General features: G+C 72.8%; 14 protein-coding genes. 3 read left to right on the top strand and 11 right to left on the bottom strand.

The annotated features are described in order from the left end of the window. Positions 1–74: 74 nt before the first annotated feature. From ABFX54_RS53210 to ABFX54_RS53195, 4 genes are all read right to left on the bottom strand, one after another. On the bottom strand, positions 75–656 hold the full coding sequence (locus tag ABFX54_RS53210; RefSeq protein WP_346114974.1) for a hypothetical protein: 582 nt from the start codon (positions 654–656) through the stop codon (positions 75–77). Between the two features lie 69 nt (positions 657–725). Beyond that, complete coding sequence (locus tag ABFX54_RS53205; protein ID WP_346114973.1) at positions 726–2,378, bottom strand: hypothetical protein; 1,653 nt, start codon at positions 2,376–2,378, stop codon at positions 726–728. 8 nt (positions 2,379–2,386) lie between these two features. Then, on the bottom strand, positions 2,387–2,572 hold the full coding sequence (locus tag ABFX54_RS53200; protein WP_346114972.1) for a hypothetical protein: 186 nt from the start codon (positions 2,570–2,572) through the stop codon (positions 2,387–2,389). A gap of 105 nt (positions 2,573–2,677) precedes the next feature. Continuing rightward, a complete protein-coding gene (locus tag ABFX54_RS53195) occupies positions 2,678–3,580 on the bottom strand; it encodes a LysR family transcriptional regulator (protein WP_346114975.1) in 903 nt (300 codons plus the stop codon). 79 nt (positions 3,581–3,659) lie between these two features. Here ABFX54_RS53195 and ABFX54_RS53190 point away from each other — a divergent pair, with 79 nt between their 5' ends. Together ABFX54_RS53190 and ABFX54_RS53185 are read left to right on the top strand one after the other, a co-directional pair. After that, positions 3,660–4,604 carry an NAD-dependent epimerase/dehydratase family protein gene (locus ABFX54_RS53190; protein WP_346114971.1) on the top strand — a complete coding sequence of 315 codons (945 nt, stop codon included), beginning with the start codon at positions 3,660–3,662 and terminating at the stop codon, positions 4,602–4,604. A 6-nt stretch (positions 4,605–4,610) separates the two neighbouring features. Next, on the top strand, positions 4,611–5,510 hold the full coding sequence (locus ABFX54_RS53185) for an aldo/keto reductase (protein ID WP_346114970.1): 900 nt from the start codon (positions 4,611–4,613) through the stop codon (positions 5,508–5,510). Positions 5,511–5,560: 50 nt separating this feature from the next. Here the strand turns inward: ABFX54_RS53185 and ABFX54_RS53180 are convergent, their stop codons facing one another. Further along, entirely contained in the window at positions 5,561–5,923 is a 363-nt protein-coding gene (locus tag ABFX54_RS53180; RefSeq protein WP_346114969.1) for a cupin domain-containing protein, read from the bottom strand. A gap of 226 nt (positions 5,924–6,149) precedes the next feature. Here ABFX54_RS53180 and ABFX54_RS53175 point away from each other — a divergent pair, with 226 nt between their 5' ends. After that, complete coding sequence (locus ABFX54_RS53175) at positions 6,150–7,649, top strand: hypothetical protein (RefSeq protein ID WP_346114968.1); 1,500 nt, start codon at positions 6,150–6,152, stop codon at positions 7,647–7,649. 187 nt (positions 7,650–7,836) lie between these two features. Here the strand turns inward: ABFX54_RS53175 and ABFX54_RS53170 are convergent, their stop codons facing one another. The 6 genes from ABFX54_RS53170 to ABFX54_RS53145 form a co-directional block, all read right to left on the bottom strand. Further along, positions 7,837–10,320 carry an ABC transporter permease gene (locus tag ABFX54_RS53170; RefSeq protein ID WP_346114967.1) on the bottom strand — a complete coding sequence of 828 codons (2,484 nt, stop codon included), beginning with the start codon at positions 10,318–10,320 and terminating at the stop codon, positions 7,837–7,839. Continuing rightward, positions 10,317–11,087, bottom strand: coding sequence for an ABC transporter ATP-binding protein (locus ABFX54_RS53165; RefSeq protein ID WP_346114966.1), 771 nt, complete (start codon positions 11,085–11,087; stop codon positions 10,317–10,319). Before ABFX54_RS53165 ends, ABFX54_RS53170 begins: the two co-directional genes overlap by 4 nt. Before the next feature lie 238 nt (positions 11,088–11,325). Then, on the bottom strand, positions 11,326–11,991 hold the full coding sequence (locus ABFX54_RS53160) for a response regulator transcription factor (protein WP_346114965.1): 666 nt from the start codon (positions 11,989–11,991) through the stop codon (positions 11,326–11,328). Beyond that, the gene (locus ABFX54_RS53155; protein ID WP_346114964.1) at positions 11,988–13,256 is read right to left on the bottom strand and encodes a sensor histidine kinase; all 1,269 of its coding nucleotides are present in this window, start codon (positions 13,254–13,256) and stop codon (positions 11,988–11,990) included. The genes ABFX54_RS53160 and ABFX54_RS53155 overlap by 4 nt, the downstream gene beginning before the upstream one ends. A 78-nt stretch (positions 13,257–13,334) precedes the next feature. Further along, complete coding sequence (locus tag ABFX54_RS53150; protein ID WP_346114963.1) at positions 13,335–14,261, bottom strand: alpha/beta fold hydrolase; 927 nt, start codon at positions 14,259–14,261, stop codon at positions 13,335–13,337. A 52-nt stretch (positions 14,262–14,313) separates the two neighbouring features. Further along, a complete protein-coding gene (locus tag ABFX54_RS53145; protein ID WP_346114962.1) occupies positions 14,314–14,892 on the bottom strand; it encodes a TetR/AcrR family transcriptional regulator in 579 nt (192 codons plus the stop codon). Positions 14,893–15,358: the final 466 nt, after the last annotated feature.

Below are 15,358 nucleotides of genomic sequence, written 5' to 3'. Positions count from 1 at the left end.
CGCCCGACGGCCGGGGTCGAGCAGGCCGCGCCAGGCGGCCGCACGCCGCGCCGCCGGCCCGGACGTGACGGTGCTCACCGGCCCTCACCGCAGAAAGCGTCGCAGGTCACGCAGCTGCCGCAATTGGTGGGGCCGACGCAGGTCTCGTAGCACGTTCCGCAGTTGGTCTGACAGGTCTCGCAGGTCGGCTGGCAGGTGCCCGGCGTCACGCAGTCGCCGCCGCCCGCCGCCGTCGGCTCGGGACAGCCGTGCTCGCGCGAGTCGGTCAGGCCCGGGATGCAGCTGCCGCTCCTCGGCGGGCCGAGCCGGACGTCGAGGTCGAACTCGTCGAGGGCGCGCGCCGTACGGGTTCTGGTGAACTCCACCATCGCGTCGCGGCGCAGGACCACCCGGGTGGCCTCCTCGCCTCGGAACGGTTCCTCGTGGCGGCCGACCGTGGTCATGTCGATGACGTCGCCGGCGTGGAACTCCGCGTAGTAGTCCAGTTCGCGGGTGAAGTACAGCCGCCGATGACCCGGCCTGTCGCTGTCCCCGAGAAAACCGGTCATGCGCAGAACCGCCGTCGGCGCCTGCGCCGGATCGGGCCGGAACTTCTCCACGATCGGGTCCTGTGACCTGGTGGCACTCGGTGGTGCCTGCTCGTCCTCGTCTGGCATCGCCTGCGCTCCTCGACGTCCGCGGTCGCCGGACGGCGGGGCCGCCGCCGCAGCCCCGCCTTTCTGTGTTCAGCCTTCGAGCAGGGAGTTCAGGCGGCGGCCGGATTCCTCGACCATCGACCGCACCACCTCGGCGGACGTCTGCTCCGGCCGGTCGGGCACGGGAGCGAGGAACGCGGCGGGTGACACCGGGCTCAGCGCCCGCAGCACCAGTTCCCTGGTCCGCAGGAACGCCTCCGCGCTGTCGCGGAACGCGGCCCCCGACGATTCGAGCTCCGCGAGCACCCGGTCCTGGTCGTGAAGCTCGCGCTCCGGACCGGCCGGCGCCGCGGTCGCGGCCAGAACGGCGAGGCAGGCGCCGATCTCCTTCCTCGCGGCGCTCCGCAGCCGGGCCGCGTCCTCGTCGGCGCGTCCGTCGTCCCGCCGGGACATCACCTTGCGGATCGTGTCCGCTTCACGCTCGTAAAGGTCGAGTACGAGGTGCGCGTACGCGCCCTCCGGCGCGGGCGACGGGTCGAACGCCTCATGGATGCCATGGAGCCAGCGCAGAAAGAGCCGGCCACCGGCTCCGAGCTGTTCCGTGTGCCGGTCCAGGCGGTCGACGCCCAGGCGGTCGACAAGGTACTGGGCCCGGTCGAAGGACCGTCTCGCCTGCCGGGCGGGATCCGCCCCGGCGATCGGCCCGTACCGATCGGTCAGCTCCGCGTGCCTCGCGGCCACGGTGGCGTGGAACAGCGCCAGGCTCGTGTAGACGTGGCCCACGGTGAGGGCGCGATCGACCGGCCAGCCGTCCCCCGTCTCCTGCCGAGCCCTGTTCCAGTGCGGACGGATCAGCGGCGACGCCGCCGCGTCGTAGTCCTCGCCCAGCAGGGAGTGGGTGTGTTCGAGGTCGGTGAACTTGACGTGCATCGCCTCGTGCAGGAGATATTCGGCGGCCTGCCACGCGTCGCCCAGCACGGCGGTCGACAGGAAGATCACCCCCGGGACCCGGGGATGGGTGAGCGACGCGAATCCGGGCGACGGCTGCTTGCCGTCGGCCACGACGCTGGCCGACGGCTGTTCGCCGGCGGCCACGGCATCGGTCGGCGGCTGCTTGCCGGCTACCACGATCAGGTGCACGTGGCTCAGCGCGCTGCGCGCGAGCCTGGGGCAGAGCTCGTGCAGCAGCTCCGCTCCCCGCAGGAGCGTCTCGCGCACGCGGGCGCCGGGGCTCGTCAGAGCGAGCCCCGGCAGGCTCGCGGAGAAGACGCGGCGGAAGAACTCTCCCAGCGGGTCCATCTCCGCCCGCGGCTCGGACCACACCCATGGCCAGGCGGCCTCGTGCAGCCTCATCAGGTCCGCGGCCCCCTCGGCCAGCGGCGGCACACTCGCGCGAGGGCCCTGAGCGGCCGCGGTCTCCAGGACGGCGTCCAGCTCCTCCTCGGGCCAGGGCAGCTCACGGCCGGCGCGCACGGCACTCAGCCAGGTGTCCGTCGCGACCCGGACCGCCGGATCGCCCAGCACCCGGTGCTGCCGATCGTCCGGAACGTCCTCCAGCGCCGAGAGCAGCAGATGCGCGCCCTTGGAGTGCTCCTTGAGCAGGAGCAGGCGGTGGCGGTAGTGCATGCGGGTGCGCTGACGGATGTAGTCGCAGTCGCCGAACGGGCGGTCGCCGGCGAGGATCTCCTCCGCCTGCCGCCTTGCCTGAGCGCTGTTCAGCGGCTGGATCCTCGTGGTGTTCACCGGATGCCTCAGCGCGGCAGGTCGGAGTCGTACATGGCGGCGCAGTACAGGACGGGACACCTGACCCTGGCGAGGCCGGCGGCTTCCGTGCCCTTGTCGCTCAACGCCCTCAGATCGTCCTCGGAGAGCTGACTCTCGACGATCTCGGCCTCGGAGATGCGCAGGACCATCGGCCCCTTGATGTGCTGCCCCATCGGTACCCCCTCATCGGGTTCATCGGATCGATGTATCTCCTGCTCGAAGTCAGGCAAGCGAGAACCATGGGCTGCTTCAAGGTTCTTCCGTACGGGGGCGGCCGGCTATTCTCGCCGAGCACTTCGCCGCGCCTGCTCGCGAAGGGCGTGGATGAGGGCGGTGACGAGGGGCCGGTCGTCGCGGCCGATCGCGGCGACGCCGAGGTGCCGGGCCGGTGCAGGCGGCTTGATCGGGACGGTGCTCAGCCCGGGGAGCTCCGGGGCGAGCGCGATGGAGGGGATCAGGGAGATACCCACGCCCGCGGCGACGAGCGAGCGGGCGAAGAAGTAGTCGGTGGTGGTGCCGCGTACGTCCGGGTCGAAGCCGGCCCGCTCCGCGTAGCGGCGCAGGTACGCCTCGGTCTTCAGGCAGCCGAGCACCCAGGGCTCGGCCGCCAGCTCGGCGAGGTCGAGCGCGGCGCGGCCGGCGAGGCGATGCCCTCGCGGCAGGACCACGTGCAGCGGGTCCTCCATGAGCGGTGTCCACTCCAGGCTGGAGCCGAGGCCCGCCCAGGTGGGGAGCGGGCCGTCGAAGTGGTAGGCGAGGGCGAGGTCCACGGCGCCCTGGCGGACGAGCGGCAGGGTGTGCTCGGGCTCGCCCTCCCTGACGTGGAGCACGGTGCGGGGATGGGCCGCCGTGAACCGGGCGAGAGCGGCGGGCAGCAGGAGCCTGCCGCCGCTGGTGAAGGTGGCGACCGTGAACTGGGGACGGCCGGTGCTGAGCTCGGTGACCTGCTGACGCGCGTGTTCGAGCTCCGCGGTGACGGTTTCCGCGGCCCCGAGCATGATGTGGCCGGCCTGGGTGAGGGTGACGCCGCGGGTGCTGCGGGCGACGACCTGGGCGCCGAGGCTGCGCTCCAGGGCGGCCACCTGCTGGGAGACGGCCGAGGGAGTGAGACGCAGAGCCGTGGCCGCCCGGTTGAAGCTACCGTGCTCAGCCACCGCCCGCAGGACGCGGAGCCGCTGCACATCGATCAACAGTTTTCCTTAATGCGCATCCAGTAAGTCAGGACTTCTGCTGATGACGGTAAGGCCTCAGGATCAAGGCGTGCAAAGAATCTGCGTCATCGGCGGCAGCCGATACTTCGGAAAGATCCTGGTGGAGCGCCTGCTGGCCGCGGGTCACCGGGTCACGGTGATCAACCGCGGCTCGACGCTGCCGCCCGCCGGCGTCGAGCACCTCGTCGCCGACAGGAACGACGAGGCCGCCCTGACGGCCGCGCTCGGCTCGCGCGCCTTCGACGTCGTGGTGGACCAGGTCTGCTACACGCCGGTGCAGGCCGCCATCGCCGCCCGCGCCTTCGCCGGCCGTACCCGGCGCTACGTCATGACCTCCACGATCGAGGTCTACGACCCCGCCACCGCGGCGCTGCCGGCGGTGCCGCAGGACACGCCGGTGCCGGAGGAGATCGTGGACCCGGCCGCCTGGCAGGTGGCCATGGACCTGCCCTGGAACGACGACGCGTACCTGGAGGCGCACTACGCCGAGGGCAAGCGGCAGGCGGAGGCCGTCTTCGCCCGCGCCGGCGGCTTCGCGTTCGCCAGTGTGCGCAGCGCCCATGTGCTCGGCGGCGGCGCGCAGGAGTTCACCGGCAGGCTGGCGTACTACGTCGGGCGCATCGCCGCGGGCGAGGGGATCACCGCGCACGCGCAGGCGCTGCCCACGGTCTTCATCCACTGCCGGGAACTGGCGGACCTGCTGGTGTGGGCCACCACGGCCGGCTTCACCGGTCCGGTCAACGCCTGCTCCGACGGGCCGCTCGACGTACACCGCCTGGTCGCGATCATCGCCGCGCGGGCCGGACGGGAGCCCGTGCTCAGGACCGTCGCCGCGGGGGAGCGGGCTTCGGCGTTCTCCTTCGACCGCCATTACGCCATGAGCAACGCGCGCGCGAAGGCGCTGGGCTTCTCCTTCGGCCACAGCGCCGACTGGCTGCCGGGGGCCGTCGCGGAAACGCTCACCAGCGAGCCGTCACCCACCGTGAGGAACTGAGCCTTCATGCGTCACCGCACCATCGCCCACACCGCCGTCAGCGCCGTCGGCCTGGGCGCCATGCCGCTGTCCATCGAGCACCGCCCCGACGAGGCGCGGGCCATCGCCACCGTCCATGCCGCACTCGACGCCGGCGTCACGCTCATCGACACCGCCGACAGCTACCACTGGCACGCCGGCGAGACCGGACACAACGAGTCGCTGATCGCCCGCGCCCTCGCCCGCTACGGCGGCGACACCTCCGGCGTCCTGGTGGCCACCAAGGGCGGGCGCGGCCGTCCCGGCGACGGCGGCTGGACCGTCACCGGCACCCCCGCCCATCTCAAGCGGGCCGCCGAGGACTCCGCCAGGCGTCTGGGCGTGGACGCGATCGGCCTGTACCAGTTGCACAAGCCGGACCCGGCCGTGCCCTGGGCGGAGTCCGTCGGCGCGCTGCGCGACCTGCTCGACGCGGGGACGATTCGCGCGGCGGGCATCTCCAACGTCACCACCGCCCAGATCCGTCAGGCGCGGCAGATCCTCGGTGACGGACTCGTCTCCGTGCAGAACCAGTACTCACCCGCCGTCCGTGACAGCGAGCCGGAGCTGCGGCTGTGCACCGAGACGGGCCTGGCCTTCCTGCCCTGGAGCCCCCTCGGCGGCATCTCCCGCAGCGCCCTCGACGGCCCCGCCGGCCCCGCCTCCGCCGGCCCCGCCTCCGCCGGCACCGCCTTCCACCGCGTCGCGGCCGAGCGTGACGTCAGCCCCCAGCAGATCGTCCTGGCCTGGCTGCTCGCCCGCTCCCCGGTGGTGATCCCGGTACCGGGCGCGAGCCGTCCGCCCTCCATCACCGACTCGGCCGCGGCCGCGGACCTCACGCTGAGCGCGGAAGAGCTGGCGCTGCTGGAGAACGCTTCGCTGGGCTGAGGGAGGCCGCACAGCCCCCTGCCGGCCGCCCGATCGAGACCTCCTGGACGTCAAGCATCCCGTACGTGATCGCCCTCTCCAGCCGCTCCCCGCGAGCCGTAAGCCGGGCCGAACACGACCAGCAGCGCCAGATCCTCCGTGATGTCCGTGAAGCGATGTTCCTCACCTGCCGGGACGAAGATCACCGCACCGGGGCCGACCTCCTCGTCCCCGCCCGGTGTCGTGATCCTGGCCCGGCCCGCGGTCACCACATAGATCTCGTCCTCGGTGTGCGGGCTCTGCGTGTCGACCCCGCCGGCCGGAATGCAGTACGTACCGACGGACAGGTCCGGCACCTTGAGCTGCTCGACCCAGTCGTTGGCACCCCCGGCAATCGGCCGCGTCCACGCTCCCGCTCCGTTGATGATCTGCATGGCGGCGACCCTACCGGCATTCTCTCGACGCCGGTCGGAGCGGCCGGCGCCTCCGATCGGTCAGAGGTCGTGGGCGTCCACGATTCGCCGGATATACCCGGAACATAGCCGGGCTCTTTAGCATCGCTCCACGTGGACGTCCCTCCGTCTGCGGGCCATCCGGCCGTAGGGTCCAGATCTTCGCGTTACGGGGGGTGATACTTCGATGAGGAAGGAAACGGAGCGAATGGCAGGTAAGTGGTGGAAAGTCAGCCCGTCCATCTACCAGCGGTTGCGTGACGGCGGTGCGGAACTGCCCGACGAAGGCGGCGGCTCCGAGGTGGTGTGGGCGCCGGGCGCGCGCGACGGCGTGCTGATCTACCACTGGAACGGCCAGGCCGACGAGGAGGAGTTGCGGCGGCTGTCCGTGGCGATCGACACGCTCAAGCCGGCGGCCGTGCGCAAGGCGATCGGGGAGGCCCGGATCGTCTCCCTCGTGGACGCGCTGCTGGCCGACGTCAGTTCCGCGAACCTGGACCATGACGGGGTCTACGAACTCGGCTACGCGCTGGCCACCGAATCGGACGAGCGGGAGGCCGTCAAGCTGGGGATCGCGTTGCTGGGCCTGTTCGATGCCGGGAACCACCGCGACGAGCTCATGACGTTGGGGCGGCACGACGAGTTCACGTTGTTCGCGATGATCGCCCTGCGCAACACCGACGACGACCCGACCGCCGACCTGTGGGCGCTGGCCAGGCAGGTGCACGGGTGGGGGCGGATCCACCTCGTGGAGCACCTGGCCCAGGCGTCCGATCCGGCGGTGCGCGAGTGGATCGTCCGCCAGGGTTTCCGCAACGACGTGGCGACCGCCTACCTCGCCGGGACCGCCGCCGGCGCCGGTGATCTCGCGGGCAGGCTCGCCGGTACGCCGGACGACGAGCTGCTGGAGGCGGCGGGTCAGATCCTGGCGGCGCTCACCGATGAGGTCGGGCCGGTCGTCGGCATGCCCGGCTATCCGGAGGGCAGGCGGGCGGCCGAGTTGTATCTCGGTCACATCGAGGCCCGTACCGGTGACGACCGTTCCGCACCCGGGGAGCTGCGGCATTTTCTGTATGTTCATGCCTTGCGCGACTACGTCGCCGAGCACTGGCCCGAGTTGCTGCCCCGGTGCGCGGGGATCCTGGCTCGTCCGATCTGGGCCGAGCTGGCGCCCGCCGCGCTGGCCGGGGCGGATGACGACGCCGCGTTCCGGCATGCCGTTCAGGCGTGTGAGCTGCTGGGCGTCCCGACCGCCGGCGCTCTGCGGGATCGGCTGCGCGTCGATCCGTACGATGGGGCGCATTGGTACGCACTGATGCGGCAGGCGACACCGCAGGACGTGGACGAGACCCTCACCCTGGCGTCCGAGGTCCTCCCGCTGGCCGAGATCGCCTCAGGGCCGGGCCAGGACTCTGGGGCCGGCCCCACCCGCCGCCCCCACCGTGCCCTCGACATGGTCCTGCAGCGGCTGACCGACTGGCCGGGACGCGGCTGGCCCCTGATCGCGGCGGGCCTGGCCAGCCCGGTCGTCCGCAACCGGAACATGGCCATCCGCGCGCTGTCCGCCTGGGACCACGCCACGTTGCCGGCCGACGCGCGGACCGCCGCGGCGGCGGCCCTGCGCGCGGAGCCGGACCCCGAGGTACGCGAGCGCCTGGCACGCCTGCACGAGGGAGGCGGAGACGCTCAGTCCACCGTCCCGCGGTGACCCCTGTCCCGCGGTGATCCCTGTCCCGCGGTGATCCCTGTCCCGCGGTGATCCCTGTCCCGCGGTGATCCCCGTCCCGCGGTGATCCCCGTCCCGCGATGGCCCCGTCCCGCGATGGCCCCGTCCCGCGATGGCCCCGTCCCGCGCTGGGACCGGCTCGCGGTGGCCCGGCCTGGGCCCCCGCCGGTCAGGTTTCGGCGAGGGCGTCCACCGGAGTCGCCTGGGCCGCGCGCCGGCCGGGCAGGACCGAGGCGAGGATGCCGGCGACGACGGCCACGGCCGTGATCCCGAGCGTCTGCGGCACCGACATGGAGAACCGGATGTTCGCCATGTTCAGCTCGGCCCCGACCGCGTACGCGCCGATCCAGCCGAAGAACGCCCCGGCGGCGATGCCGATGACCGCGCCGGCCAGGCTGAGCAGCATCGCCTCGATGGCGAGCATCCAGCGCAGTTGCCGCCGCTGCAGCCCGAGGGCGCGCAGCAGCGCCGACTCGCGGGTGCGTTCGAGCACCGACAGGCCGAGGGTGTTGCCCACGCCGACGAGCGCGATCAGCACCGCCACCGCGAGCAGCATGGTGGACATGGCCAGCAGCCGGTCCAGAGCCGTGTGGTAGACGAGCTTGGCCGTCAGCCCGCCGCCGACCTCCGCGCCGGTGAGGGGTTCGGCGACGGTACGCAGTTGCGAGCGCAGCGCCGTGATGTCGGCCCCCTGCCGGGCCTTGGCCCAGACCGCGCCGAGCGGCGCGTCGGTGTCGAGGGCCGCGAGCACGGAGGGTGCCACGACCAGACCCCCGGTGGGGGCCAGGGGGTCGCCGCGCACAGGCAGGGTGACCGATCCCGAGCGGCCGGTGACGGTGAGGCGGGTGCCGTTCTTGATGCCGGCGTCTTCGAGCAGGTAGGGGTCGGCGAGCACGGCCTCGGCGGTGATCGGCGGGCGCGGCGCCCACAAGGTGGTCAGCGCGCCGGCGTCGGGACCCTGCGCCAGGACACGCTTCGTGCTCCCGCCGGCCTTGATGGCGACCCGGGTCGACCGCACCCCCTTGGCGTCGGTGATCCCGGAGATCGCGGCGACGTCGCCGACGGTGCCGGCCGGCAGCGGGCCGGTGAGCATCGACACGGTGACGTCGATCGGGTAACGCGCGTCGAGATTGTCGTCGGCCGTCGCCTTCATGCTCTCCGCGCCGACCTGGAGGGCGACGACCAGCCCGACCGCGAGCATCAGGGCGGCCCCGGTCGCGGCCGCCCTGCCGGGGTTGCGCAACGTGTTGTCGGTGGCCAGCCGCGCGGTCGGGCCGGTGCGACGCAGCGTTGAGCCCAGGCCGCGCAGCAGCGGCGGCAGGTACGACCCGGTCGCGGCTAGCAGCCCGACGGCGCACACGAACGACCCGCCGATGAAGTACGCCAGCGCGAACAGCGTGCCGGTGAAGCCCAGCCCGATCCCGGCCAGCCCGAGGACGACCAGGGCCGGCGGCACCGCCCGGCGGACGAACGAGGCCCGGCGCCCGATCGCGTCGCCGGCGACCGTACGGAGCGCCTCCAGGGGCGCGATCATGGCCGCCCGCCGCGCCGGCAGCAGGACCGACAGCACTGCGATCACGACCCCCACGACGGCGACGGCGGCCACCTGCCCGGCCGGGACGCTGACCGTCTGGTCCAGCACGACCGCGACCACGGCCGAGAGCGCCACGCCGAGCCCGACGCCGAGCAGCGAACCGATGACGCCGATCGCGGTCGCCTCGACGAGCAGCCCGCGCCGGATGTGGTCGCGCCGGCCGCCGACCGCCCGGAGCAGCCCGATCTGCCGGCGCCGCTGCGCGACCAGGATGAGGAACGTGTTCACGATCATGATGCTCCCGACCAGCAGCGCGACCGCCCCGAACACCAGCAGGAGCAGCTGGAAGACGTACACGCCCTGGGTCCGCTGGGAGATGAGGCGCTGGACCATCCCCCCGGACGTCTCCACCCGGGCGCCGCCTCCGGTCACCGCCTGGACCCGTTCGGCGAGCTGGCTTCGGGAGAGCGTGCCGTCGCCGATGACGAGGATCTCCGTCTGCTCCGACGTGCGGATCGAGTCCACGGCGGTGTAGAAGGAAGGGGCGACGAAGGAGTTGAGCGTCAGCCCCGACAGCAGCGAGTCGCCCTGATGGGTGAGCCCGGTGACGGTCAGCGTCGCGGACGTGTTCTTGTCGGTGATCGTGATCCGGTCGCCGACGCCCAGGTTGAGCTGCCGCGCGGTGACGTTGCCGAGGGCGATGTCGCCGGGCCCGGCCGGCCAGCGGCCCTCGGCCAGGTCGGTCCAGCGCAGCTTCGGGTTGTCCGGGAGCGACTGCTGCTGCACCCAGTCGGACGAGCCGCTCACCCAGCCGCGGGACAGGAAGCTGAGGTCCGCCGAGGCGACCCCGGCCACCTTTCCGACCTGCGCGGCCAGGCGGGCCTGCGCGGCCCGGTCGCCGGTGCGGACGGTGACCACGACGTCCGTCTCGGAGACCCGGGCGATGATGGTGCGCTCGAACGTCTTCGTCTCGCCGGCCAGCACGGTCACCGAGGCGGTGAGGTAGCCGACACTGATCATGATCGCGACGATGACGGCGACCACGCGGCGCGGGTTGTACCGCAACTCGGCGAACGCGTTGCGGGCCATGGGAAAGCGGGTCCGGCGGCCGGTGATCATGCGGCCAGCCTCCGCATCGCGCCCAGGACCGCGTCCGCGGTGGGCTCGCGCAGCTCGTCGACGATCAGGCCGTCGCTGAGCAGCAGCGCCCGGTCGGCGTAGGAGGCGGCGATCGGGTCGTGGGTCACCATCACGATCGTCTGGCCCAGCTCACGGCAGGAGCGGCGCAGGAAGCTCAGCAGGGTCGCCGCGGTGTGGGAGTCGAGGGCGCCGGTCGGCTCGTCGGCGAAGACCACCTCAGGCCCCGTGACCAGGGCACGCGCGATCGCGACCCGCTGCTGCTGCCCGCCGGACAGCTCGGCGGGACGGTGGCCGAGACGGTCGCCGATGGCCAGCGAGCCGACGACGGAGGCGAGCCGGGCGGGATCCGCCCGGCGGCCCGCGAGATCCAGCGGCAGCAGGATGTTCTGCTCCGCCGTCAGCGTCGGCAGCAGGTTGAACGACTGGAACACGAAACCGATCCGGTCCCGCCGGACCCGGGTCAGCTCCCGGTCGCCGAGCACGGAGATGTCCTGGCCGCCGATGTACGCCTGGCCGCCGGTGGGCCGGTCGAGCCCGGCCAGGCAGTGCATGAACGTGGACTTGCCTGATCCGGACGGGCCCATGACGGCGGTGAACGTCGCCCGCCCGAAGTCGGCCGTGACACCCCGCAGCGCCGGCACGGCGGTGTCGCCGGTGCCGTAGGTCTTCGTGAGGTCCCGTGCGGCGGCCGCCGAGGTCGTCTCCCGCGGCCCTGAACGGTCCACGGCGGAGCTGTGTGCGGTCATGAGTGCCCTTGTCTGTCGCCGGTGATTCGGTTGCCGGGTGCCCAACGTAGGCAGCCGCGGGCGGAAGCGAATCTGTCCACGGTCTGGACTTCGGAACGGGCTCTGCGACCGTGGTCGTAGGGCGAAAGCGCGCAGGTCGTAGGCGGTGGCGCCGGGACACGGGGGGCGCAGAGGGACGCGGAGGGGCACGGAGGGACGCGGAGGGACGCGGAGGGACGCGGAGGGACGCGGGCCGGGGTCAGCGGCGGTCGGGTGTGGCCAGGCCGGTCTCGAAGGCGAAGAGCACCAGCGCGACCCGGTCGCGGCACCCCAGTTTCGCCAGCAGGTTGCCGACGTGGGTCTTCACCGTGCCCTCGGCCATGTGCAACCGGGCCGCGATCTCGGCGTTGGTGGCCCCGGACGCGATCGCGCCGAGCGCCTCGCCCTCCCGGGGCGTGATCAGCGCGAGGCGTCCGTCGTCGGTGGCGGGCCCGCCCGGCAACCGGTCGGCGAAGTGGGCGATCAGCCGCCGGGTCGCGGACGGCGCGACGACCGAGCCGCCGGCGGCGACGCCGCGTACCGCCGCCAGCAGCTCCTCCTGGCGGGCGTCCTTGAGCATGAACCCGGCCGCGCCCGCGCGCAGGGCCGCGAAGACGTACTCGTCCAGGTCGAACGTGGTCAGGATCAGCACCTGCGCCGGATGCCCGAGCCTGGTCAGCCGCCTGGTGGCGGTCAGGCCGTCCATGACCGGCATGCGTACGTCCATCAGCACCACGTCGGCCGCCACGCCGCGCAGCCTCGTGACCGCTTCCGCGCCGTCACCGGCCTCGCCCACCACGGTCAGGTCGTCCTGCGACTCGATCATCATCCGCAGCCCGGCGCGGACGAGCCGCTGGTCGTCGACGAGGAACAGACCGAGCGTCATCCGGCCGCCGACCCCGTCGCCCGGGGCGCCGGCAGGACCGCGTGCACCTCGAAGCCGCCGCCGCGGCGCGGTCCCGCGGTCAGGGTGCCGTCGTGCAACTGAACCCGTTCGCGCATCGCCACCAGCCCCGTGCCACGGCCGCCCGGATCCACGGCGCCGCCGCGGCCGTCGTCGCGCACGCGCACGGTGACCTCGCGGCCGGTGACGGTGATGGCGACCTGCGCGCGGGCGGCAGGACCGGCGTGGCGGAGCACGTTCGTCAGGCTCTCCTGGACGATCCGGTAGACCGTGAGCCCAGCCAGCGGGCTCACGGCGCCCGGGTCGCCCTGGACGTGGAGCAGGGCCCGGTCGTCGAGGCGGGCCACCAGGTCCGCGACGTCGTCGAGCCCGACGGCGGGACGGTAGCCGGCGGCCGGCCCCGGCTCGTGCCTGCGCAGCAGCGCCACCACCCCGCGCAGCTCGTCGAGCGCCTCCCTGGAGGTGTCGGCGATCACCGTGAGGATCTCCTGCGACCGGTGCGGATGGCGGGCCACCATCGCCCGGCCGCCCTCGGCCTGCACGGCGATGACGGCCAGCGAGTGTGCCACGAGGTCGTGGATCTCGCGGGCCACCTCGTGGCGTTCGTCGACGGCGGCGCGGCGGATCGCCCGCTCCCGCTCGGCCATCGCGGACCGCTGCCGCTCGGCTCGTTCGTGCTCCTGCCGCTCGCGCAGCTCCTCGCGTTCGCGGGCCCGCCGGCCGACGACGAACGCGGCGACGACGACGGCGCCGTGACCGGCTATCGAGGTCACCCAGCTCCCCGGGGACGGCGCATCGAGATGGACGCTCAGCCACCGGGCCGGCCCGATCACCGCTCCGGCCAGCCCGACCGCGAGCGCTGCCTTGGCCGCCGCGACCGTCGCCCAGCGGGCCAGGCTGTGCACGACGACCGGCACGGCCACCACCGCCACCGTCGCGTCCCTCAGCACCACGACGTGGAGCGCCGCGGCGACGCACATGGTGATCAGCGCCGTCCACGGGCAGGCCCGGCGCAGCACCAGCGGGACGCACATCGCCACGACGATCGCCGCGTGGGGCAGGTGCGGCAGGATGACGACCCCGGCCACGGCCAGCCCGACGGCGAGCCGAGCGTCACGCAGCAGCCGCCCGGCGGGGTGGGTGTCACGCAGCAGGCCGGCGACAGGACGGGCGCCACGCAGCAGGCGGGTGGCCGCGTGGGGTGCACGCGGCGGCCGGACGGCGGTGGAGTGGTGCGGAGCAGGCATGGCACCTCCCACCGTAGACGGGACCGGCGCCGTTGCCATCCGACCACGGTCGCAGATCGCCCCAGCCTCTCGTCTGACTCAGGCGGTGCTCCGGGCCGGTCCGGTGCCGGCGGCGGTCGACTCGGGCGCGGTTCTCGCCAGGAACGGCAGGATCACGTCGGCCATCTCGTCGGGCACCTCCTCGGCCAGGTCGTGTCCCGCGTCGAAGACGTGACCGGTGACGTCGTGGGCCATGAGCCGCAGCTGAGACTCGTTGCGTTCGCCGATGAAGGCCGAGCCGCCGAGCGCCAGGACCGGGAGGTCCAGCTTCCGCCGCGCCGCCTGCCGGCTCTGCTCGGCGTCCACCAGCATCGCCCGGTAGATCGACAACATCGCGCGGATGCCGCCGGGCATGGAGTAGGTGCGCACGTACTCCTCGACGGCATCGGGAGTGGCCGAGTCGGGGTGGGTGCGCTCGTTCTTGATCATGTACGTGATCAGCTCGCGCTCGTGCCCGGAGATCAGCATCTCGGGCACGTCGGGCTGGAAGTAGAAGCCCAGATGCCACAGGTGCATGCCACCGGCGACGTTCTCAGGGGTGAGCGCGGTGTGCTCCTCGAAGCCGAACCCCGGGAACAGCGCCTCGGCGAAGACGAGGGCCAGGACGCGCTCGCGGTGCCGGGCGGCGAGCTGGTAGCCGATCACCGCGCCCCAGTCCTCGCCCGCCACCGCGTACCTCTCGTGCCCGAGGTGAGCCATGAGTTCGGCGACGTCCTCGCTCATCGTCACGGAGTCGTAGCCGCCGGCGGGGCGGGCCGAGTCGCCGAGGCCGCGCAGGTCGGGTACGACGACCGTGTGGTGAGGCGTGAGCCGCTTGAGCAGGTGGCGCCAGTGGTAGCCGGTCTTGGGCACGCCGTGCAGCAGCACCACGGCCGGTCCTGAACCGGCCGTCCGGTAGTGCAGGCTCGTGCCGTTGACGCCGGCCCGGCCTGTGCGGACTGGCCTGCCGTCGTGGTCGTACATCATGAGTTTTCTCGGCCTTTCTGGATCAGTTGATACAGTTTGCGGACAGGAAAGATCAGTCGAGGGCGGTCAGGGCGACCTCCACGAGGGGTTCGAGGGCGCGGGCGTCCGGTGTGATCTTCGAGGAGACCAGCAGCCCGTTGAGGAAGGTGACGAGGAAGGCGGCCAGCGTGCCGGGGTCGTGGCGGGCCGCGACCTCGCCTCGCTCCGCCGCGGCGCTCAGCACGTCGGTCAGCGCCCGCTGGCTGGCGTCCTGCATGTCGCGGATGACGCGCCGGATCGACGGATCCTCGGGCAGGCGCTCGCACGCGGCGTTGACCGCCAGGCAGCCCTGGCCCCCGTTGCCCACGGCGATCCGGACCCGTTCCACCAGCATCGCGCGGATCGCCGAACGGGCATCCTTGCCCTCGGCCAGGTCGCGCAGCGCGGTCGCGGCCAGGGTGGTGCGGTAGTGCTCCAGCGCCGCGCGGTAGAGGCCGTCCTTGTCGCCGAACGCCGCGTACAGCGAGCCCTGGCCGATGCCCAGGCGGCCGGTCAGGTCGCGCAGGGAGGTCGCCTCGTAGCCGCGCGTCCAGAACAGCTCCATCGCGCGGCTCACCGCCGCCTCGGTGTCGAACTCCCGCGTTCTCGCCATGTCCTCACCGTAACACCTTTCTGGAGCAATCGATCCACAAAGGGTGCCCGGCACCCGCCCGCCGGATGGCCGCGTTCCCCGTGGCATGGGGAGGGGGCCGCACCGGCGGCTGGTGCGACCCCCTCGGTCTTCCGGTTCTGGCGGAATCGTGGTGAGGCGAGATGGCCGTGATACGGCCCGGCTCGACTCGGTTCGGTTGGTCGGTTGCTCGGTTCGGTTGCTCGGTTCGGCTTGCTGGATCGATCGGTTCGGCCGGCACGGACGGCCCGGTTCAACCAGCCTGTCTGGTCAACCGATCCGATCGGCTCGGTTCGGTGGGTTCGGCCGGATTGGTGCGGCTAGGTCCGGCTTGGTGTGGCTCGGACGGTCGTCGGCTTGGCATGGTGTGGTTACTCGGCGTCGATCGGCACCTTCGCCTCCGCCGCCGCCGCCTCCGCCGCCTCCGCCGCCTCCGCCGCCTCCGCCG

The sequence above is a fragment of the Nonomuraea maheshkhaliensis genome (assembly GCF_039529435.1).
In the GTDB taxonomy this organism is placed as follows: Bacteria; Actinomycetota; Actinomycetes; order Streptosporangiales; family Streptosporangiaceae; genus Nonomuraea; species Nonomuraea maheshkhaliensis.
This window is presented reverse-complemented; position numbering and strand designations above follow the sequence as displayed.

What these genes read in the sequence shown, in the direction of transcription:
- ABFX54_RS53210 (WP_346114974.1), bottom strand. Translation starts at nt 656, where the DNA reads ATGCCAGACGAGGACGAGCAGGCACCACCGAGTGCCACCAGGTCACAG.
- ABFX54_RS53200 (WP_346114972.1), bottom strand. Translation starts at nt 2,572, where the DNA reads ATGGGGCAGCACATCAAGGGGCCGATGGTCCTGCGCATCTCCGAGGCC.
- ABFX54_RS53185 (WP_346114970.1), top strand. Translation starts at nt 4,611, where the DNA reads ATGCGTCACCGCACCATCGCCCACACCGCCGTCAGCGCCGTCGGCCTG.
- ABFX54_RS53180 (WP_346114969.1), bottom strand. Translation starts at nt 5,923, where the DNA reads ATGCAGATCATCAACGGAGCGGGAGCGTGGACGCGGCCGATTGCCGGG.
- ABFX54_RS53175 (WP_346114968.1), top strand. Translation starts at nt 6,150, where the DNA reads ATGGCAGGTAAGTGGTGGAAAGTCAGCCCGTCCATCTACCAGCGGTTG.
- ABFX54_RS53170 (WP_346114967.1), bottom strand. Translation starts at nt 10,320, where the DNA reads ATGATCACCGGCCGCCGGACCCGCTTTCCCATGGCCCGCAACGCGTTC.
- ABFX54_RS53165 (WP_346114966.1), bottom strand. Translation starts at nt 11,087, where the DNA reads ATGACCGCACACAGCTCCGCCGTGGACCGTTCAGGGCCGCGGGAGACG.
- ABFX54_RS53160 (WP_346114965.1), bottom strand. Translation starts at nt 11,991, where the DNA reads ATGACGCTCGGTCTGTTCCTCGTCGACGACCAGCGGCTCGTCCGCGCC.
- ABFX54_RS53155 (WP_346114964.1), bottom strand. Translation starts at nt 13,256, where the DNA reads ATGCCTGCTCCGCACCACTCCACCGCCGTCCGGCCGCCGCGTGCACCC.
- ABFX54_RS53150 (WP_346114963.1), bottom strand. Translation starts at nt 14,261, where the DNA reads ATGATGTACGACCACGACGGCAGGCCAGTCCGCACAGGCCGGGCCGGC.
- ABFX54_RS53145 (WP_346114962.1), bottom strand. Translation starts at nt 14,892, where the DNA reads ATGGCGAGAACGCGGGAGTTCGACACCGAGGCGGCGGTGAGCCGCGCG.